Origin of the sequence: Nocardioides sp., assembly GCF_047607185.1 — a bacterium.
In the GTDB taxonomy this organism is placed as follows: Bacteria; Actinomycetota; Actinomycetes; order Propionibacteriales; family Nocardioidaceae; genus Nocardioides.
On sequence record NZ_JASGDQ010000140.1, the window covers coordinates 1 to 19215 of the forward strand.

General features: G+C 72.1%; 24 protein-coding genes and 1 riboswitch. Of the genes, 9 read left to right on the forward strand and 15 right to left on the reverse strand.

From position 1 onward, the window contains the following. Both infC and QM595_RS16500 read right to left on the reverse strand, forming a co-directional pair. On the reverse strand, positions 1-333 hold a 333-nt coding region (gene infC, locus QM595_RS16495; RefSeq protein WP_415172721.1), incomplete at its 3' end, for a translation initiation factor IF-3. A 285-nt stretch (positions 334-618) separates the two neighbouring features. Further along, the gene (locus QM595_RS16500; RefSeq protein ID WP_415172668.1) at positions 619-1173 is read right to left on the reverse strand and encodes an SseB family protein; all 555 of its coding nucleotides are present in this window, start codon (positions 1171-1173) and stop codon (positions 619-621) included. Positions 1174-1216: 43 nt separating this feature from the next. Between QM595_RS16500 and QM595_RS16505 the strand changes: the two genes are divergently transcribed. The 4 genes from QM595_RS16505 (at position 1217) to QM595_RS16520 (ending at position 4067) form a co-directional block, all read left to right on the forward strand. Next, a complete protein-coding gene (locus QM595_RS16505) occupies positions 1217-1630 on the forward strand; it encodes a hypothetical protein (protein WP_415172669.1) in 414 nt (137 codons plus the stop codon). After that, entirely contained in the window at positions 1627-2850 is a 1224-nt protein-coding gene (locus tag QM595_RS16510) for an amino acid deaminase/aldolase (protein ID WP_415172670.1), read from the forward strand. Before QM595_RS16505 ends, QM595_RS16510 begins: the two co-directional genes overlap by 4 nt. A 96-nt stretch (positions 2851-2946) precedes the next feature. Continuing rightward, entirely contained in the window at positions 2947-3519 is a 573-nt protein-coding gene (locus tag QM595_RS16515) for a Uma2 family endonuclease (protein WP_415172671.1), read from the forward strand. Continuing rightward, a complete protein-coding gene (locus tag QM595_RS16520; protein WP_415172672.1) occupies positions 3516-4067 on the forward strand; it encodes a 4-amino-4-deoxy-L-arabinose transferase in 552 nt (183 codons plus the stop codon). Before QM595_RS16515 ends, QM595_RS16520 begins: the two co-directional genes overlap by 4 nt. Here QM595_RS16520 and QM595_RS16525 read toward each other — a convergent pair. After that, a complete protein-coding gene (locus QM595_RS16525; protein ID WP_415172673.1) occupies positions 4051-4467 on the reverse strand; it encodes an Lrp/AsnC ligand binding domain-containing protein in 417 nt (138 codons plus the stop codon). The genes QM595_RS16520 and QM595_RS16525 overlap by 17 nt on opposite strands. Here QM595_RS16525 and QM595_RS16530 point away from each other — a divergent pair. Further along, entirely contained in the window at positions 4386-4745 is a 360-nt protein-coding gene (locus tag QM595_RS16530; RefSeq protein ID WP_415172724.1) for a hypothetical protein, read from the forward strand. The two genes, QM595_RS16525 and QM595_RS16530, sit on opposite strands and share 82 nt — an antisense overlap. 9 nt (positions 4746-4754) lie before the next feature. Here QM595_RS16530 and QM595_RS16535 read toward each other — a convergent pair whose 3' ends face one another. The 9 genes from QM595_RS16535 to rpe form a co-directional block, all read right to left on the reverse strand. After that, positions 4755-6239 carry a glycoside hydrolase family 6 protein gene (locus tag QM595_RS16535; RefSeq protein WP_415172674.1) on the reverse strand — a complete coding sequence of 495 codons (1485 nt, stop codon included), beginning with the start codon at positions 6237-6239 and terminating at the stop codon, positions 4755-4757. Between the two features lie 74 nt (positions 6240-6313). Then, the gene (locus QM595_RS16540) at positions 6314-6793 is read right to left on the reverse strand and encodes a PH domain-containing protein (protein WP_415172675.1); all 480 of its coding nucleotides are present in this window, start codon (positions 6791-6793) and stop codon (positions 6314-6316) included. Beyond that, on the reverse strand, positions 6777-7637 hold the full coding sequence (gene hisG / locus QM595_RS16545; RefSeq protein ID WP_415172676.1) for an ATP phosphoribosyltransferase: 861 nt from the start codon (positions 7635-7637) through the stop codon (positions 6777-6779). The genes QM595_RS16540 and hisG overlap by 17 nt, the downstream gene beginning before the upstream one ends. Positions 7638-7648: 11 nt before the next feature. Beyond that, complete coding sequence (locus QM595_RS16550; protein WP_415172677.1) at positions 7649-7912, reverse strand: phosphoribosyl-ATP diphosphatase; 264 nt, start codon at positions 7910-7912, stop codon at positions 7649-7651. A 47-nt stretch (positions 7913-7959) separates the two neighbouring features. Continuing rightward, on the reverse strand, positions 7960-8460 hold the full coding sequence (ribH, locus tag QM595_RS16555; RefSeq protein WP_415172678.1) for a 6,7-dimethyl-8-ribityllumazine synthase: 501 nt from the start codon (positions 8458-8460) through the stop codon (positions 7960-7962). A 2-nt stretch (positions 8461-8462) separates the two neighbouring features. Then, entirely contained in the window at positions 8463-9731 is a 1269-nt protein-coding gene (locus tag QM595_RS16560) for a bifunctional 3,4-dihydroxy-2-butanone-4-phosphate synthase/GTP cyclohydrolase II (protein WP_415172679.1), read from the reverse strand. Then, on the reverse strand, positions 9728-10315 hold the full coding sequence (locus QM595_RS16565) for a riboflavin synthase (protein ID WP_415172680.1): 588 nt from the start codon (positions 10313-10315) through the stop codon (positions 9728-9730). The genes QM595_RS16560 and QM595_RS16565 overlap by 4 nt, the downstream gene beginning before the upstream one ends. Continuing rightward, entirely contained in the window at positions 10315-11352 is a 1038-nt protein-coding gene (gene ribD / locus QM595_RS16570) for a bifunctional diaminohydroxyphosphoribosylaminopyrimidine deaminase/5-amino-6-(5-phosphoribosylamino)uracil reductase RibD (RefSeq protein WP_415172681.1), read from the reverse strand. The genes QM595_RS16565 and ribD overlap by 1 nt, the downstream gene beginning before the upstream one ends. A 116-nt stretch (positions 11353-11468) precedes the next feature. Next, positions 11469-11627: riboswitch (FMN riboswitch) on the reverse strand. A gap of 184 nt (positions 11628-11811) precedes the next feature. Then, positions 11812-12483, reverse strand: coding sequence for a ribulose-phosphate 3-epimerase (gene rpe, locus QM595_RS16575; RefSeq protein ID WP_415172682.1), 672 nt, complete (start codon positions 12481-12483; stop codon positions 11812-11814). 41 nt (positions 12484-12524) lie between these two features. On the opposite strand from rpe, the gene QM595_RS16580 reads away from it, so the two are divergent. Beyond that, complete coding sequence (locus tag QM595_RS16580) at positions 12525-14558, forward strand: M3 family metallopeptidase (protein WP_415172683.1); 2034 nt, start codon at positions 12525-12527, stop codon at positions 14556-14558. Here QM595_RS16580 and QM595_RS16585 read toward each other — a convergent pair. Next, positions 14536-15333 carry an isocitrate lyase/PEP mutase family protein gene (locus tag QM595_RS16585; protein WP_415172684.1) on the reverse strand — a complete coding sequence of 266 codons (798 nt, stop codon included), beginning with the start codon at positions 15331-15333 and terminating at the stop codon, positions 14536-14538. The two genes, QM595_RS16580 and QM595_RS16585, sit on opposite strands and share 23 nt — an antisense overlap. A 94-nt stretch (positions 15334-15427) precedes the next feature. After that, positions 15428-16387, reverse strand: a complete 960-nt coding sequence (ligD, locus tag QM595_RS16590) for a non-homologous end-joining DNA ligase (protein WP_415172685.1) — start codon at positions 16385-16387, stop codon at positions 15428-15430. 112 nt (positions 16388-16499) lie between these two features. Here ligD and QM595_RS16595 point away from each other — a divergent pair, with 112 nt between their 5' ends. The 3 genes from QM595_RS16595 to QM595_RS16605 are packed head-to-tail and all read left to right on the forward strand — an operon-like array spanning position 16500 to position 18439. Beyond that, positions 16500-17222: an AAA family ATPase gene (locus QM595_RS16595; protein WP_415172686.1), complete on the forward strand. Its 723-nt coding sequence runs from the start codon at positions 16500-16502 to the stop codon at positions 17220-17222. 45 nt (positions 17223-17267) lie between these two features. Next, complete coding sequence (locus tag QM595_RS16600) at positions 17268-17765, forward strand: SigE family RNA polymerase sigma factor (RefSeq protein ID WP_415172687.1); 498 nt, start codon at positions 17268-17270, stop codon at positions 17763-17765. Then, positions 17762-18439 (forward strand): hypothetical protein, encoded by a 678-nt coding sequence (locus QM595_RS16605; RefSeq protein WP_415172688.1) that lies wholly within the window; start codon positions 17762-17764, stop codon positions 18437-18439. Before QM595_RS16600 ends, QM595_RS16605 begins: the two co-directional genes overlap by 4 nt. Positions 18440-18485: 46 nt before the next feature. On the opposite strand, the gene QM595_RS16610 is transcribed toward QM595_RS16605, so the two are convergent. Further along, positions 18486-19154, reverse strand: coding sequence for a maleylpyruvate isomerase family mycothiol-dependent enzyme (locus QM595_RS16610; protein WP_415172689.1), 669 nt, complete (start codon positions 19152-19154; stop codon positions 18486-18488). Positions 19155-19215: the final 61 nt, after the last annotated feature.

A 19215-nucleotide genomic window follows, 5' to 3' on the forward strand; every position in this document is an offset into this window, starting at 1 on the left:
CTTGAGGAACCGCTCGACGTGACCCTTCTTGGTGTCGTAGTCGTGCTGGTCGATCTTGGGACGAAGCTTCATCTCCTTGATGATCACGTTCGTCTGGTTGCGGCGCGCGTCACGGGCCTTCTGGGCGTTCTCGTACTTGAACTTGCCGTAGTCCATGATCTTGGCGACCGGCGGGTTGCCCTGCGGGGCGATCTCGACGAGGTCGAGGTCGGCCTCCTGGGCAAGGCGCAGCGCATCGGCCGTCGGCACGATGCCGACGGTCTCGCCGTTGGGACCAACGAGGCGGACCGAGGGGACCCGGATCCGGTCGTTGATGCGAAGCTCGGTGCTGATATGTCCTCCAGTGGTGTGGTTGACCGGAGGTCCTGCCCCGACAAATCGAAAAAGGGCCTCCGCTGATCAAGCGGAAGCCAGTCGCCGCGTCGCCCGCACTGGGCACGCTTCCGGAGAACCGCTGTCCGCGAACGCCGTACGACGTCCTCCGGACTGCTCCGGGACCGGACCCGACGACCTGTGCAGCCTTGGTCGATGCGGGTGGGACGACAGTGGCTGCCTTCCGCTTGTGGATGGTCCTCCCATTGCTGGGAGTCGCATCGGTCAACAGCAGAGGCTACCGGATCATTCCGTCTCGGACGAATCGCCGCCGAGGTCGGGCACGGCCGGCGGCCCGGCGGCAGGCCGGAGCCAGGCGGCTCGGGTGGTCCCGTCCGAGCCGGCGATGGCGGCGAGCTGCCACCCGGCGGCCAGCGCCTTGAGGTTGTCGCCCTCCACGACCAGCTTGGCCGGGCCCGCGATGTCGACCAGCAGCGCCTCGGCCTGCTCCTGGACGGCGGCCTTGGCCGCGTCGGCGGCGGCGACCGGCACCGGCCGGGCGTCCTCCCGCCAGGCACGCAGGGTGGCCATGCTGCTGAAGGCGAGTAGCGCGTGCCGGCCGTCGGCGCCGCGGATCAGCACGGTCGCCATGTCGGAGGTCTTGTCCGCGCCGTGCTCGTCCACCTCGCCGAGAACCGCGACCACCGGGACCAGCAGCCGGGCCTGGACCAGCGCGGCCACCGCGTCGGGGTAGGAGCCGGTGCCGTCGGCCAGTCGGGCGAGCGCGGTGGCCAGTCGGGGGTCGGCCGCGCCGTCGTCGGCGGGGAACGCCGGGGCCAGGATCTCGCGCGGCTCGGTCACGAGGCTCGATTCTGCCACTGGGACCGCGTGGAAGACTGAGAGCATGTTGGACTCGATCACCTGGGGCGTCTTCGCGGCGATGGGCACCGTCCTCGGCGGGGTCGGGACCTGGTTCGCCTACCAGCGCCGCGGGGCGCGCTCGGCCGCCCGCTGGCTGGCGGTCACGCTGCTCTTCCCGGCCGCCTATCTCACCCGGACGCTGAAGATGTTCGGTCGGATCGCCGACGCCATCTCCGACTGGGCGCTCTCCTTCGTGTGGAACCCGATGGTCTGGGTCGGCATCGCCCTCGGGGTCGTCGCGGTGGCGCTGTTCCTGGTCTCCGGGCGGCTGCCGTCGAAGGTGGCTCCCCAGCAGGCCGCCAAGCCGCTGCCGGCCGGCCGCGCGCCGGTCGCCTCGCAGGGCGATCCCGAGCTCGACGAGATCGAGGCGCTGCTACGGAAGCACGGCATCTCATGACCGCTGCCGCCGCAGCGGCGACCCAGCGCAACCGGCTGTGGTCGCGGCTCTCGGCAGCCGTCGCCGCTCACCCCGAGCCGCTGGCCACGCCGACGATGGTCGTCGACCTGGACGCCTTCGACGCCAACGCCGCGGATCTGGCCCGCCGCGCCGCCGGCCTGCCGATCCGGGTCGCCTCGAAGTCGCTGCGGGTGCCGGCGCTGATCGGCCGCGCGCTGTCGCTGCCCGGCTTCGCCGGCGTACTGGCGTTCACGCTCGCCGAGGCGCTGTGGCTGGAGGAGCAGGGCATCAGCGACGACATCGTGGTCGCCTATCCGAGCGTTGACCGGGGCGCCCTGGCCCGGCTGCTCGCCTCGCCGGCGGCGGCCACTCACATCACGCTGATGATCGACTCGGTCGACCATCTCGACCTGATCGCCTCGCTGCGCGGTGCCGACTCAGCCGAGGTCAAGGTCGCCATCGACGTCGACGCCGGCCTCGACCTGCGGGTCACCCGGGTCGGGCCGCGCCGGTCCCCCGTCACCGACGCGGCCGCGGCCGAGGCGCTGGCCCGGGCCAGTCAGCGGCCGGGGTTCCGGCTGGTCGGCGTGATGACCTACGAGGGTCAGGTCGCCGGCGTGCCCGACATGGTCCCGGGCCAGCGGATGCGCTCGGCGGTGGTACGACGCCTCAAGAGCCTCTCGGTGGGCCAGCTGGCCGACCGGCGTCGTGAGGTCGCCGCCGCGATCGCCCGGGTGACCAAGCTGGAGTTCTGGAACGCCGGCGGGTCGGGCTCACTGGAAACCTCCGCCGCCGATCCGATCGTCACCGAGCTGACCGCCGGCTCGGGACTGCTGGTGCCGGCGCTGTTCGACCACTACCGCGCCTTCGCGCCGCGCCCGGCGGCGTACTTCGGGCTGCCGGTCACCCGGATCCCCGGACCCGGGACGGTGACCGTCCATGGCGGCGGGCTGGTCGCCTCGGGCGCCCCCGGTTCCGATCGGCTGCCGCTCCCCTGGGCTCCCGCCGGGCTGTCGCTGACCGCACTGGAAGGGGCCGGCGAGGTGCAGACCCCGCTCACCGGCGAGGCCGCCGATCGGCTCCGTGTCGGCGACCTGGTGTGGTTCCGGCACGCCAAGTCGGGCGAGCTGTTCGAGCACGCCAACACCGCGCACCTGGTCTTCGGCGACCGGATCGTCGAGTCCGTCCCCACCTACCGCGGCCATGGCCTGGCGTTCTGACGCAGGTTTTCCACAAGCTTCGGCCGCTCCGGTTGCCGCTGCTCCGTCGGTTGCGGATGCTGGGCGCGTCGGCGACGATCTCGGGAGGAGCCGACCATGGCGGAGGTGAGGAAGATGAGCGCGATCAGCGTCGAGCGTCCGTCGGAGGACGGGCTGGTGCGGATCCCCATGACCTGGGAGGAGTACCTCGCCGCCGATGTCGTCCCGAGCGATTACTACGACGGGGCGATGGTGGTCATGAACCGACCGAGGCGCACACATCAAGAAATCGCGAGACGGTTGGAAGACGCCCTTCGCGCGACAGCGCCCGAGGGCGTCGAGGTCATCCGCGAGTGGGGCTGGTCACCCGCCGGAGTGAAAGAGGAGCTCGGTCCTGACCTCATGGCCTTCCCGCAGACCGACGAGGACCTACGCTTCTCCGGCGTGCCGTTCCTGGTCGTGGAGGTGCTCTCCGGCAACCGGCGTGACGACCTGGTGGCCAAGCTCAATCGCTATGCCGCCTGGGGCGCACCCGACTACTGGATCGTCGACCCGCGCGACCGGGTGGTGATCACGCTCCGCAACGACAGCGGCACGTTCACCGAGACCGGTCGGTTCACCGACGGCGACGTCACCCTGAGGTACGGCGCCGTCGAGGTGCCCGTCGACCTCGACGCGCTCTTCGGGTGAGCGAGCCACCGGTCCGAGGCGACGCCGAGCAGGTCCTCGCTCTCGCCCTGGGCCGGCCACCGACGCTCGGCGCCGGCCGGCTGGTCCGCATCGACGGCCCGGCGGGGTCGGGCAAGACCACCTTGGCCGCCGCCGTGGCCGACCTGGCGGGGGCGCGGGTGGTGCACCTGGACGACCTCTACGAGGGCTGGGACGGGCTGCCGCGGATCGACGCGCAGCTGGGCTCGCTGCTGCGGCCGCTGGCCGAGGGCCGTCCGGGCAGCTACCGCCGCTACGACTGGCATACCGGCCACTTCGCCGAGACCGTGGTCGTCGAGCCGGCCGGCCTGCTGGTGCTGGAGGGCGTCGGCAGCGGGGCCGATGCCTACTCCGCACTGGGCACGGTGCTGGTGTGGGTCGAGGCACCCGACGAGGTGCGGATGCGTCGCGGCATCGAGCGCGACGACGACGCGTTCGCGCCCTACTGGGACGCCTGGGCGCGCAGCGAGCGGGCGCTCTTCGCCCGGGAGCGCACCCGGGAGCGAGCCGACCTCATCGTCGTGACGTGAGCGCCGGCCGGACCAGCCGGCCGTCGGCGACCAGGCCGCCGGATTGCTTGACGAGGCGCTGGAAGATGAGGGTCTCCATCGACTCGATGCCGGCCAGGCCGCCGATCCGGCCCGAGACGAACTCGTAGAGGTGGGCCAGGTCGCGGCAGCTGAGCGAGGCCACCAGGTTGTCCCGGCCCGACATCGCCGCAACGAAGCCGACCTCCGGCAGCTCCGGCACCGCCTCGCCAATCTCGCGGCGGCCGGCTCTCCGCCCGACTGCCGGTCCGGCTACTGATCGGCCCCGGCCTGCTGATCGTCGGCGCCGGACTGCTGGCCATGTCCGGGCTGCACGCCGACACCGGCTGGACCCACCTCGCGCTGGGGCTGGTGCTGGGCGGCATCGGCAGCGGGCTGGCAAACCCGCCGCTGGCCTCGACCGCGGTCGGCGTCGTCCATCACCACCAGGCCGGGATGGCCTCGGGCGCCAACACCACGTTCCGGCAGATCGGCATCGCGGTCGGCGTGGCGGCGTACGGCTCCATCTCGACCACCGGACACGGTGCCCTCGGCGCCGGCCCGGCGGCGTTCGTGGACGGCCTCAACCGGCTGCTGCTGACCTCCGGCGGGGTCGCGCTCGTGGGCGGGGTGCTGGCGGTGCTGCTCATCCGGCAGCGCGACTTCGTGGCGCAGCACTGAGCCCGCGCGCTACTGGTACGGCGTAGAGCGGGCCACCTCGAGCGAGCGGGCGAGGCTGAACGGCGACGCCTGACGGATCAGCCAGGGACGGCCGAACCAGAGGTAGGCGTCGACATAGCGCAGCGCGAGGCGCTGCTGCTGCTCGCTGAGTCCGAGACCGGGCTCGCCGGTGACGTCGGTGGTGGGGGGCACCCCGAGGGTGTCGCAGGTGGTGTCGGAGACGCTGCGGCAGGTGGCCGCGTTGTCGAAGTCGGCGCCGGGATGCTCGGCGCGGTGCTGCAGCCAGGTGAACGGCCGGCCGTTGTCGGCGGTGTCGATCACCATGTGCTTGCCGGTGATGCCGTCGGCCTCGAGCGCGTCGATGATCTGCTTGCCGTAGTCGATGTTGTCGGGCACCGAGGAGTAGTGGGTCGCCCCGAGGGCGATGCCCCGGACGTACTCCACGCCGGCGGCCTCCAGCACCGGCACGATCTTGGCCAGGGAGAGCCAGTCTGCGTCGGAGGCGTCGAGGTAGACGCTGGTGCGGGGCAGCGCGGACAGTTTCTGGGCGGCGTAGCGGACCAGCGAGAGCCGGACGGCCGGGTCGGCGGTGCGCAGCTCCCAGGAGTTGTTGGGGATCGCGTTGAGGCCGAGGTCCGGCTCCAGGATCAGCGCGACCCGGGCGTCGCCGATCGCGGCGGCGGCCTGGTCGATCCAGGCGCGGTAGTCGGCCTGCTCGGCCCCGGAGAGCGGCTTGCCGCGGCCGGACTCCTCCCGCGGCCACTCCCGGAAGATCGCCAGCTGGATCAGCGCGTCGTCGCCGAACTCCGCCTGCTGCTCGGCGATGAAGCCGCTGATCGCCTCGCGGATCCGGGAGGTCGGCCAGTTCGCGGCGAACCAGATCACCCGGGGCTGCAAGGCGATCTTCGCGAGCTGGGCCTTGTTGTCGCCGCTCGCGGCCTGGTACGCCGGGTAGATGCCGTTCCACTCGCCGCGATAGACCGCCCACGGGCCGCCGTCGAGGGGGTTGTCCGACTTCACCACCCGGGCCCGGGAGACTCGCGAGGCCGGGGCGTAGCCGGCCTCGCGTCCGGTCACCTGCACGGAGATCTTCTTGCCGATGTGCCTCACCGTGGGGGTGAACCGGCGCTTGGTGGCGCCGGCGACCGGCTTGCCGTCGACCAGCCACTGGTAGCTGAATCGGGTGTCGGGGTCCCAGTTCTTCGGGATCTTGACCGTGACCGTCTGTCCCGCGACGGCGGCGCCGATCTTGGGCGCCCCGCCGGGTGTCACCACCTTGGGGCCGTAGCGGCCGGTCACCGGGGCCACGGTCGATGCCGTCGGCGCGCTCGACGGCTCGGTCGCGGAGTCGGCCTTCGACTCGCCGAGCCAGCCAAGTGCCCAGGCGCCCGTCACCAGCAGCGCCACCAACACCACCAGTGACCCGGCCGCGAGCGCCGCGACGCCACGGCGGGGCCGGAGGGCGGCGGCGCGGTGCGCGGGCAGGTCGATCACATCCCGGGGCAGGTCTGGCGGTCTCCTCCGACCATCCGACACCGGATGCCGTCAGGTCAAGTCGGCGAGTGCCGTCAGCGGGTCAGCTCGGTGGCCAGCTGCCGCAGCGTCCGGACGGCGGTCCTGGCCGAGGCGCCGTCGGAGGCCTGGATCCCCATGGCGGAGATCTCCGAGCCGTCCGAGAGGTCGAGGCGCACCCACGGAGCGCCCCGCGGCAGCCGCACCGCGACGATCTGCGCCCACGCCAGGTCGCGGCGCCGGTAGCCGTTGACGACCGTCAGCCGGTCCCGTGTCGCGGTCACCCGGGACCGGGTGATGGCGTGCACGCAGACCAGGATCAGCAGCGCGATGAAGGCCAGCGTGAGCTTCTCGAAGAGGGTGAACTTCGCCTGCGTCTCCGCGTCGAAGCTCAGCCAGGACATGGTGCAGACGACCACGAGTCCGACCACCAGCACGGCGGCGACGATGCGTGGTCCGAGCGGCCGCCACGTCCGCGGCAACGGCAGCGGCGGTGGCTCCGGCTCCTCCGGTGACGGCTCAGAGCCGGCAGGCATGGATCTCGGTGAGCAGGATGCCTCGGGCCCCGACGGCGTAAAGGTCGTCCATCAGCCGCTGGGAGCCGTCGCGCGGCACCATCACCCGTACGGCGACCCAGCCCTCGCGGCGCAGCGGCGAGACCGTCGGGCTCTCGATGCCGGGGGTGAGCGCCACCGCCGCCGGCACCGCGGCCTCGGGGATGTCGTAGTCCATCATCAGGTAGCTGCGCGCCACCAGCACGCCCTCGATGCGGCGCTGGAAGATGTCGAAGCCGTCGGGGGCGTTGCCGGAGCGGCCGATCAGCACCGCCTCGGAGGCGAGGATGACGTCGCCGAACACCTCCAGGCCCGCCTGCCGGAGCGTGGAGCCGGTCTCGACGACATCGGCGATGGCATCGGCGACGCCGAGTTGGATGCTCGACTCGACCGCGCCGTCGAGACGCACCACCTCGGCCTCGATGCCGCTGCGGCGCAGGAAGTCGTCGACCACTCCGGCGTACGACGTCGCGATCCGCTTGCCGGCCAGGTCGGCGGTCTCGGTGAAGGCGCCGACCGGTCCGGCGAACCGGAACCGCGACCGGCCGAAGCCCAGCCGCAGGATCTCCTCGGCCTTGGCGCCGGAGTCGGCGAGCAGGTCGCGGCCGGTGATGCCGATGTCGAGGGTGCCCTCGCCGACGTAGAGCGCGATGTCGCGCGGGCGCAGGTAGAAGAACTCGACGCCGTTCTCCTCGTCGATGAGCGTGAGTCGCTTGGCGTCGTCGCGCTGCCGGTAGCCCGCCTCGCGCAGCATGTCGGAGGCGGACTGGGAGAGCGAGCCCTTGTTGGGGACCGCGACCCGGAGCAGGGACTGCGTGGGAGTCATGGGTGGGACCTTCAGAGGTGGGAGTAGACGTCGTCGAGGGTCAGGCCGGTGGCGAGCATGAGCACCTGGGCGTGGTAGAGCAGCTGGCTGATCTCCAGCGCGGCCGCGTCCCTGCCCTCGTGCTCGGCGGCCATCCAGGACTCGGCGGCCTCCTCGACCAGCTTCTTGCCGATGGCATGGACACCGGCGTCGAGCTCGGCGACGGTGCCGGATCCGGCCGGCCGGGTGCGAGCCTTCTCGGACAGCTCGGCCCAGAGCTCGTCGAACGTCTTCACAGGGCACAAGCCTAGGGCTTGCCGGGCCGGCGCCTCGATCCGGGCCATCAGGTGAAGAGGCCGGTCTTGAACCGCGCCCGCACCCGGCGCAGCGTCATCGCGGTCGACAGCGCCGCCGCCGCGGCCTCGTAGCCCTTGTCCTCGCGGGAGCCCTCCAGGCCGGCCCGGTCCAGCGCCTGCTGCTCGTCGTCGCAGGTGAGCACGCCGAAGCCCACCGCGACGGTGTGGTCGAGCGCGACCCGGGTTAGCCCCTCGGTGGCCGAGCCGCAGACGTAGTCGAAGTGCGGCGTGCCACCCCTGATGACCACGCCGAGCGCGATGATCGCGTCGAAGCCACGCTGGGCCATCGCGCTGGCCACCACCGGCAGCTCGAAGGTGCCGGGCACCCGGGCGAGCACCGGGTCCTCGACCTGGTGCTCGCTGCAGGCGCGCTTGGCGCCGGCCAGCAGCCCGGCCATCACCTCCTCGTGCCAGCTGGCGGCCACGACGCCGACGCGCAGGTCGTGGCAGTCGATCGGCTGTGGGGTGGGTGCGCCCTGTCCGCTCATGGTCAGGCTCCTCGGCTGTCGAGATCCGGCAGGACGTGTCCCATCCTGTCGCGCTTGGTGCGCAGATACGCGATGTTGTGGTCGTTGGGGTGTGACGTGAGCGGCACTCGCTCGACCACCGCGACACCGTAGTCCTCCAGGTCGGCGACCTTCTGGGGGTTGTTGGTGAGCAGCCGCACGCTGCTCACTCCGAGGTCGCGCAGAATCTGGCTGGCGGCCGCATAGTGGCGGGCGTCGGCGGGCAGGCCGAGGTCGAGGTTGGCGTCGACCGTGTCGCGGCCGGCGTCCTGCAGCGCGTAGGCCCGCAGCTTGGCCACCAGGCCGATGCCGCGGCCCTCGTGGCCACGCAGGTAGACGACCACGCCACGGCCCGCCTCGACCACGCGCCGCAGCGACTCCTCGAGCTGGGGACCGCAATCGCAGCGCTGGCTGGCGAAGACGTCGCCGGTCAGACACTCGGAGTGGACCCGAGTCAGCACCGGCGTCCCGCCGGAGATGTCACCGGAGATGTCACCGTGCACCAGCGCAAGGTGCTCGCTCCCGGATCCGGCGGAGTCGTCCACCGCGACGCGGAAGCCGTACGCCGTGAAGTCGCCGTACCTGGTGGGGAGCAGGGTCTGCGCCACCCGCTCGACGAGCACGTCGTGGCGGCGGCGGTAGCCGACCAGGTCCTCGATCGAGATCATCGCCAGGCCGTGCTCGTCGGCGAACTCGCGCAGCTGCGGCGCCCGCGTCATAGTGCCGTCGTCGTTGACGATCTCGACCAGCGCCCCCGCCTCGGGAAGGCCGGCGAGTCGGGCCAGGTCGACGGCCGCCTCGGTGTGACCGCGGCGGGCCAGCACGCCGCCCTCGTGGTAGCGCAGCGGGAACACGTGGCCGGGCCGGGTCAGGTCGCCGGCCACCGTCGCCGGGTCGGCCAGCAGGCGGGCGGTCACCGCGCGGTCGTGGGCAGAGATGCCGGTGGAGACGCCGTCCCGGGCGTCCACCGAGATCGTGTACGCAGTCCGCATCCGGTCCTGGTTGCGGGGCACCATCAGCGGCAGGTCGAGGGCGTCGAGCCGATCCCCGGGCACCGCGACGCAGATGACGCCGCTGGAGTGCCGGACCGCGAAGCCCATCAGCTCCGCAGTCGCGGCCGCCGCCGCGAAGATCAGGTCACCCTCGTTCTCGCGGCCCTCGTCGTCGACGACCACGACCGGCCGTCCTGCCGCGATCTCGGCGATGGCCAGCTCGACCGGGTCGAGCCGAACCCCGCCGTACTGCTCGCTCACCGGGTCACCAGCCGCTCGACGTGCTTGGCGATGATGTCGACCTCCAGGTTGACCCGCTCGCCGGGCTGCCGCAGCCCGAGCGTGGTGCGGGCCAGCGTCTCGGGGATGAGGCTGATCGTGAAGCTCTGCTCTCCCGCGGTGACCACGGTCAGGCTGACGCCGTCGACGGCGACGGAGCCCTTGTCCACCAGATAGCGGGCCAGCTCGGGTGGGACGCTGATCTCGACGACCTCCCAGTGCTCGCTCGGCTCGCGCCGCAGGATCGTGCCGACGCCGTCGACGTGGCCTTGCACGATGTGGCCGCCGAGCCTGGTCTGTGGGGTCACCGCGCGCTCCAGGTTGACCCGGTCGCCCGGGCCGACGCCGGCGAGCGAGGTCTTGTCGAGGGTCTCCTGCATGACGTCGGCGGTCCAGGTGCCGGCGTCGGTGTCGGCCACGGTCAGGCAGCAGCCGTTGACGGCGATCGAGTCGCCGTGCTTGACGTCCTCCAGCACGGTGGTCGCGGTGATCGAGAGACGCAGGCTGTCGCCCTGGTCCAGCACGGCGGCGACGGTGCCGAGCTCCTCGACGATTCCGGTGAACATCAGTGGGCCTCCGATGGCTTCTCTGTTGACAGGGTGATGCGGACATTGGGCTGCTCGCCGTCGATCCCGGGCAGCACCGTCACGTCGGTGACGGTGGGCCGGAGCGCGTCGGCGATGGTGGTGATCCCGAGATCGGCGACCGCGCAGAGGCCGGCGCCGAGGAGTATGGGGGCGACGTAGCAGACGATCTCGTCGACCAGGCCGGCGGTGACGAAGGCGGCCGCCAGCGTCGGGCCGCCCTCCAGGAAGACGTGGTGCCGCTCGCGGGACCAGAGCTCCTTCAGCGCCTGGTGCGGGTCGCGGGTCCGCAGCCGGACGGTCTCCGGCCACCCAGAATCTGGCGGAGCGTTGAAGACCCGGTGGGTCGGCGCCAGGTCGCGCAGTCCCATCACCGCGCGCAGCGGCTGTACGGCGACGGGCCGGTCGTGCTCGTCGCGCACCGTGAGCTCGGGGTCGTCAACGACGACGTTGTTGGTGCCGACCAGCATCACGTCAGCCAGCGCCCGGAGCCGGTGGGTGTCCAGCCGGGCTGCTCGGGAGGAGATCCAGCGGCTGGTGCCGTCGGCGGCGGCGCTGCGGCCGTCGAGCGTGGTGGCCAGCTTCCAGGTCACGAAGGGCCGCTGCCGACCGGTCGCGATGGTCCAGACCCGGTTGAGGTCGCCGGCCTCCTCGGCCAGCAGGCCGGCCTCCACCTCGATGCCGGCCGCCCGGAGGAGGTCCGCGCCGCCTGCGGCGACCGGGTTGGGGTCGGTCTGGGCGTAGACCACCCGGCGTACCCCAGCGTCGATCAGCGCCTCCGCGCAGGGCCCGGTCCGGCCGGTGTGGGCGCACGGCTCGAGGGTGACCACGGCGGTGGCGCCGCCGGCCCGGTCCCCCGCGCGGGCGAGCGCGTCGGCCTCGGCGTGCGGCGTGCCGGCACCGCGGTGGAAGCCCTCGGCCAGAGTGACGCCGCCGGGGGTGAGCAGCACGCAGCCGACCCGGGGGTTGGGCCACCTCGGCACCCCGGCGCTGGCGGCGAGCGCGAGGGCGCGCCGCATTGCGGCAGTCTCGGCGTCGCTGAACATAGATCAGGCCCCTTCGTCCGCCTCGCGGACCCTGGGGCCTGTGAACAAGTGCTCGAGTCCGGCTCCTGTCGGGGCCGGACGAGGAGCAGGTGCGTGCGCTTCCCATCCGGACTTTCACCGTCGGTCCAGGAATCTCACCTGGTCAACCGATGACTGGCTGCCATCGGGTCGCGGACTCCTGAGCGAAGCGATAGGAGCTTCGGCCAGTCACCGCCGGTTCGGAATTACACCGACCCCAGAGCACGCGAGCTGTTGGCTCGTCCATGCGATCCTACCCCACGCCGAGTCGGCAGAAGTGCAGGTCCCAGAACCGCCGAGTCGGCAGAAGTGCAGGTCCCAGAACCGCCGAGTCGGCAGAAGCGCAGGTGGTGCACCAGCACTTCTGCCGACTCGGGCCCTTTCAGGCCAGCACTTCTGCCGACTCGCGCCCTTTCAGGCCAGCACTTCTGCCGACTCGGCGCGGCGGCGCAGCGCGGTGACCATGGCGTCGGGGTCGGCGGCGGAGTAGACCGCGGAGCCGGCCACGAAGACGTCCGCGCCGGCCTCGGCGCACCGCTCGATGGTCTCCAGGCTGACGCCGCCGTCGACCTGCAGCCAGGTCTCGACGCCGTGCCGGTCCATCATGGCGCGGGCGCGGCGGATCTTCGGCAGGCAGAGATCGAGGAACCGCTGACCGCCGAAGCCGGGCTCGACGGTCATGATCAGCACCATGTCGAGCTCGGGCAGCAGCTCCTCGTAGGGCTCGATCGGGGTGGCCGGCTTGAGCGCCATGCTCGCCCGGGCGCCCTGGCTGCGCAGCTCGCGGGCGAGCCGCACCGGCGCCTTGGCCGCCTCGACGTGGAAGGTGACGCTGCCGGCACCCGCCTCGGCGTACGCCGGAGCCCACCGGTCGGGGTCCTCGATCATCAGGTGGGCGTCGAGCGGGATGCTGGTGGCCCTGCTCAGCGCCTCGACCATGGCCGGCCCGAAGGTCAGGTTGGGCACGAAGTGGCCGTCCATGACGTCGACGTGGACCCAGTCGGCGCTGCCGATCCGCGCCACCTCCGCGCCCAGCTGGGCGAAGTCGGCGTTGAGGATGCTCGGCGTGATCTGGATGTCTCCCACGGCCGCGATCCTAGTGACTCCGCCGGTGACAGGATGGGCCGGTGACCAACCCCTTCCTCCGGGCCAGCACCCTGTCCGACGAGTACCCGCCCTTCGACCTGATCCGCTTCGAGCACTTCCGGCCCGCCTTCGAGGCGGGCATGGCCGAGCAGCTGCGCGAGATCGAGGAGATCGCCGCGACACCGGCGTCGTTCGCGACCACCGTCGAAGGACTGGAGCGCAGCGGCGCGATCCTGCGCCGGGTCTCGCAGGTCTTCGACAACCTCTGCGCGGCCGACGGCGACGAGCGGTTCCACGACCTCGACGCCGAGCTGGCGCCGTTGCGTGCCGCCCACGCCGACGCGATCAGCCAGCACGCGGGACTGTTCGCGCGGGTGCGGGAGGTCCACGAGGCCCGGCACACCGCCGGCCTGACGCCGGAGCAGGTCAACCTGGTCGAGCGGATCCATACCGACTTCGTCCGCGCCGGCGCGGCGCTGTCGCCGGCCGCCAAGGCGGAGCTCGCCGAGCTCAACGCCCGGCTGGCCGAGCTCGCCTCGACGTACTCCTCGCACCTGCTCAAGGACAACAACGACCTGGCGGTGCTGGTCGACGACCTCGCTCAGCTCGACGGCTTGGCACCGGACTCGGTCGAGTCCGCCCGGCAGGCGGCGGCCGACCGTGGCCTCGACGGCTACCTGCTCACGCTGTCGCTGTTCACCAACCAGCCGTGGCAGGAGGTGCTCGCCGACCGTGGCCTACGCCGGCGCATCCACGAGGCCTCGGTGGCTCGCGGCCGGCGCGGCAACCAGTGGGACACCCGGGCGACGCTGGTGGAGATCGCCGCGGTGCGGGCTCGCCGGGCCGCGCTGCTCGGCTACCCCAGCCATGCGGCGTACGTCGTCGCCGACGAGACCGCGGGCACCACCGAGGCGGTGACCGACCGGCTGCTGCCGATGGTCGGACCGGCGGTCCGCAACCTCGACGCCGTCGCCGCCGAGCTGACCGAGGCCCTGCACGCGGACGGTCACGAGGGGCCGCTGCAGCCGTGGGACTGGTCCTACTACTACGCGAGGCGGACCGCCGAGCGGCACTCGCTCGACCTGGCCGAGCTGCGGGCGTTCCTGCCGCTCCCCCAGGTCCGCGACGACGGCGTCTTCGCCGCGGCGAGCGCGCTCTACGGGCTGTCCTTCACCCGGCGCGAGGATCTGCCGCCGGCCCATCCCGACATCGAGGTCTACGACGTCGCCGACGACACCGGCCGGCACCTCGGCCTGGTCGCCTGTGACTGGTTCGCCCGCGACACCAAGCAGGGCGGCGCCTGGATGTGGCATCACGTCCCGCAGTCGAGGCTGCTCGGCACCCGGCCGGTGGTGACGCTGACGATGAACGTCCCCAAGCCGCCGCCCGGCCAGCCGGCGCTGATGACGATCGACGAGGTCGAGACGGCGTTCCACGAGTTCGGCCACGTGCTGCACGGACTGCTCTCGGACTGCGGCTACCCCCGCACCTCGATGACCAATGTGCCGCGCGACTTCGTGGAGTTCCCCTCGCAGGTCAACGAAATGTGGGCGTTCTGGCCGGGGGTGATCGACGTCTACGCCCGCCACCACGAGACCGGTGAGCCGCTGGCCGCCGAGGTCGTCGAGCGGCTGTTGGCCTCCCGGCACGAGCAGGACCCCTACGACACCGTCGAGATCCTGGCCGCGACGCTGGTGGACTGGGCCTGGCACCTCCACACCGATCCGGTGGCGGCCGAGGAGGTCGACGCCTTCGAGGCGGCCGCGCTGGAGCGCTACGGGCTGCGCCACCCGATCGTGCCGCCGCGCTACGGCAGCACCTACTTCAAGCACGTCTTCGCCGACGCCGAGGGCTATGCCGCCGGCTACTACTCCTACCTGTGGGCCGAGGTGCTCGACGCCGACACGGTGTCGTGGTTCGAGGAGAACGGCGGTCTGCTGCGCGGCAACGGCGAGCGGTTCCGCGCCATCCTGCTCTCCCGCGGCGGGACGGTCGACGTGCTCGCGGCGACGGCCGAGCTCCTGGGGCGGGAGCCGCGTGTCGAGCCGCTGCTCAGGCGTCGGGGGCTGCTCTGAACGCCGCCGCCGCTGCACGGCCACCGACCTCGGCGAGGGCGCGGTAGCCGTCGGTGCCGGTGTCGAGGAGCTCCTCCGCCGCAGTCACCAGGGCGCCGTACGCCGCATTGGCCAGCGCTCCCCCGACGGAGATCCGCGCCACGCCCAGCTCGGCGAGCCGCGGCACCGGTGGGAGGCCCGGCCACGCCAGCACGTTGATGGGCCGGTCCACCGCGCCGAGGACCGTCTCCACGTCGCGCTCGGTCGCGAGTCCGGGCGCGAAGAGCACCTGCGCGCCGGCGTCCTGGAAGCGCTGCAGCCGGCCGATGACGGCGTCGAGGCTGGCGCCGTGGAAGAGTCCCTCGGCGCGGGCGGTGATCACGAGGCTGCCGCCGGCCGCCTCGACCGCCGCGAAGACCCGCTCGGTGGCCAGCCCGATGTCGTAGAGCGGATCGCCGTCACGGCCGGTCGCGTCCTCGACCGAGCAGCCGGCCAGACCGGCCGCCACCGCCAGCCGCACCGTCGCGGCGACGCCCTCGGGGTCGTCGGCGAAGCAGTGCTCCAGGTCGGCCGAGACCGGCACGTCCACCGCGGCCGCGATGGCCGCGGCGTGGGCGATCGCCTCCTTACGGCTCACCTGACCGTCGAGCCGGCCGAGCGAGGCCGCGAAGCCGCTGCTGGTGGTCGCCAGCGCCCGGAAGCCGGCCGCCTCCAGCAGTCGCGCGGAGCCGATGTCCCAGGGGTTGGGCATCAGCAGCGGCCGGCCGGGGACGTGCAGGTCGAGGAACGCGCTCATGGCCCCATCCTGCCCCGTCGTAGCGACTCGGGCGTGGCCCCGAGCGGCAGCTCGGCGGTGCCGGACCTGCCGCTGTAGGCCGATCTGATGGTCCTCATTCGTCCTCCGGTGGGGTCTGGTGGCCCTCGCGCTCGTCGCGATCGGCCCACGCCAGCAGCTCGTCGATGGCGAAGACGTGGTCGTCGATGTCGGCGTGGAGGTCGCCGATCTCCGCGAACCTGGCGGGCACCGTCTCGATGGTGAAGTCGTCGGGGTGTACGTCGGGCACCTCGGCCCAGGTGACCGGCGTGGAGACCCGCGCCTCGGGGACGCCGCGCACGGAGTAGGCGGCGGCGATGGTGTGGTCGCGGGTGTTCTGGTTGTAGTCCACGAAGAGCCGCGCGGGATCACGGTCCTTGCGCCACCAGGCGGTCGTCACGTCGTACGGGTCGCGTCTCTCGACCTCGCGGGCGAAGGCGAGCGCGGCCCGGCGTACGTCCTGGAAGCCGTGAGTCGGCGGGATCCGGACGTAGACGTGGAGGCCCTTCCCGCCGCTGGTCTTGGGGTAGCCGACCGCGCCCAGCTCGTCGAGCACCTCGTGGACGACGCCGGCGACCCGCTGCACGGTCTGCCAGGGGCAGTCCGGACCGGGGTCGAGGTCGATGCGCCACTCGTCGGGCCTCTCGGTGTCCTCACGACGACTGTTCCAGGGATGGAACTCCACCGTCGACATCTGCACCGCCCAGATCACCGCGCCGAGCTCGGTGACGCACAGCTCGTCGGCGGTGCGGCCCCAGCGCGGAAACCACAGTCGCACCGTCTCGACCCAGTCGGGTGCGCCCGCCGGGAGCCGCTTCTGGTGCACCTTCTCCCCGGCCAGCCCCTTCGGGAACCGGTGCAACATGCACGGGCGCTCCCAGAGCGCGTTGACGATCCCGGGCCCGACGGCGAGGTAGTAGTGCACCAGGTCGAGCTTGGTCGCGCCGAGGCCCGGGAAGTAGACCCGGTCCGGGTTCGTCACCTTGACGACCCGGTTGTCGACCTCGATCTCGACGGACGGCGCGGTGGTGGCCACGCTGCGACCCTACGGCGTGCCGGACGACTTCCGCTGCCTTCTGAGTCATGGCGACTCCGATCTCGCGAGGGCTGACCTTCGGCTGTCGGCGGCGCGCCGTAGCGTGTCCGGCATGGACTTCGACCAACCGCCCGTGGTGCGGGTCGCGGCGAGGCCCGGTCACGATCTGCGTCCCGACACCTGGCCCCGGACGGTGCCGGCGGTCGAGCAGCTGCTGGACGAGGGGCTGACGCTGGACAAGGGCGTCACCTTCCTCGTCGGAGAGAACGGCTCCGGCAAGTCGACCATCGTCGAGGCGGTCGCGGCGGCGTACGGACTCAACCCGGAGGGTGGCTCGCGCAACTCGCTGCACTCCACCCGAGCCACCGAGTCCCCGCTGAGCGAGGCGATCACCCTGCAACGCGGCGTCGGAGCCGCACGGTGGGGATTCTTCCTGCGTGCCGAGACCATGCACGGCTGGTACACCTACCTCGAGTCCACCGGCGCCTCCAGCGATCCCCGCTTCCACGAGATGAGCCACGGCGAGTCGTTCCTGGCCGTGCTGCGCCGCCGCTTCGACTCCCCCGGCTTCTACTGCCTCGACGAGCCGGAGGCGGCGCTGTCGTTCTCGTCCACGCTCGGGCTGGTCTCGACCCTCCACGAGGTCGTCGAGGAGAAGGGCCAGGTGCTCTGCGCGACCCACTCACCCGTCCTCGCGGCGATGCCCGGCGCCACCATCCTGGAGGTCGGCGACTGGGGCCTGCGTCGTACGACGTGGGAGGACCTGGAGCTCGTCTACCACTGGCGCGCCTACCTGGCCGATCCCGACCGCTACCTGCGCCACGTCATCGACTGAGAAACACGCTGTCACGCGGCCGAGGCGTCGAGGAGTCAGAGGAGTGTGAAGAGGAACGACGCCGCCGAGTTCACGGCGTTCGTACGGGACACGGGCACCCAGCTCCACCGTGCGGCGCTGCTGCTCACCGGCGACCACCATCTGGCCGAGGACCTGACCCAGGCGACGTACGCGAAGGTGTTCGCCGCCTGGCGCCGGGTCTCGGCCACGGACAGCCCGCTCGCCTATGCGCGCACGACGCTGCTCAACACGTTCCTCTCCCACCGGCGGCTGCGACGCAACACCGAGCAGCCGTCGGACCAGGTGATCGTGCTCGAGGAAGCCGGCCCTCGCCACGATCCGACCACCGCGCTCGACCTCCTCGACGCACTGCGCACGCTCGCCCCGCTGGATCGGGCGGTCGTGGTGCTGCGCTACTGGGAGGACCGCAGCGTGGCCGACACCGCGGTCGACCTCGGACTCACCGAGACGGCCGTCCGCACCAGGGCGAAGCGCGCGCTCGAGCGGCTCCGCCCGCTGCTCACCGAGAGGACAACCTCATGAACGACCTCGACCTGGGGCCAGCCCTGCGCGACCGCGTGGGCGAGGTCCATCCCGATCTCGACCGGCTCGCCGCCGTCTCGCTGCGGGCCGGCACCCGGCTGCGGCGCCGTCGTACGTTCGGCGTCTCGCTGGCCGCCGCGGCGGGGGTGGCTGTGGTCGCCGGAGTCGTCTGGCAGCTCGCGCCAGGCCAGCCGGAGGCGGTCGACATCGGGTACGCCGCACAGCCCAGCGCCTCCTCGACGCCGACGCCCGAGCAACTCGAGCAGCTCGTACCGCTCGAGTGCCTGGTCAGCGACGACGCGACCGCGATCAGTCCTCCCATCGCCGAGTCGAGTCCGGTGGCGACCTATCAGTGCCATCCCCTGATCACCACGCCGCCAGCGCCCCAGGAGCTTCCGGTGACCCACGACGACCTGCCGGGCTGGACGTTCGGGACGCCCGGCGACGACAAGTTCCCTGCGAGCAAGGGGGACTACCAGCTCAGCGTCAACGTCCGGCCGCTCAGTGAGCTGTCAGCCTGGTCCGGCGCGGATGGCGACCGCCCGTCGAGCCAGGTCGTCCATCAGGGCAAGAACTACTTCGTCACCGTCCAGCCCGGCCCGGACGTCCCGAGGAGCGTTGTCGACGAGCTGGTCGCTGGCCTCCACTTCAAGCCGGTCTGGCACCAGGGCTGAGGTCTGGAGGGTGAGGCGCACCGGGTGCGCCTCACCCTCCAGGCCTTCAGGGCGTGATCGCGGTGGCGAGGGCGCGTCGTACGACGTCCTCGTCACCGGTCACCTCACTCGCCTCGACACCGAGGCGACCCCACAGCAGCAGCGTCAGCGTCTGAGCGGTGCCGGCGATCTGCGCGGTCGGCTCGTCGTCGCCGAGCCGCCATTCCCGACCGGTGTCGGTGGCGACCAGCCGGAGCGGGTCCGCGAGCGGAGCGATGCGGTCGAGTCGCACCTGGCGGGGGTACATCACCGCGACCACCTCGTCGACGGCATCGGCCCACACCTCGGCCGAGACATCGTCGGCCGATCCCAGCAGGTCGTGGAGGTGCACCAGCGTCTCGTGCACCTGGCGGCGGTGCCAGAAGGAGGCCGGCCCCGGGCCGTTCAGGGTGCGGGCCGGCGCGTCCGGTGGCAGCGTGGCGAGCGTCTCACGCAGTTCGGCGGCGCACTCGGCGTACCGGCCCACGAGGTCGGCCGGGTGACGCGGCAGCGCAACGGCATCCTCGTCACGTGCCATCGCGGCCGCCCAGTGATGGACCCAGGCCAGATGCTCGACCAGGTCGCGCACCGTCCAGTCTCCGCAGCCAGGCACCGCCGCATCCTCGGCCACCGACCCGATGCCCCGTTCGAACCGGTCCTGGAGGTGGGCCAGCAGCGCCAGGTAGTCGAGCGGCATGGCGCGAGCCTACCGGTCCAGGGACCTCTCGCGGGGCGATCAGGGACCTCTCGCGGGGCAA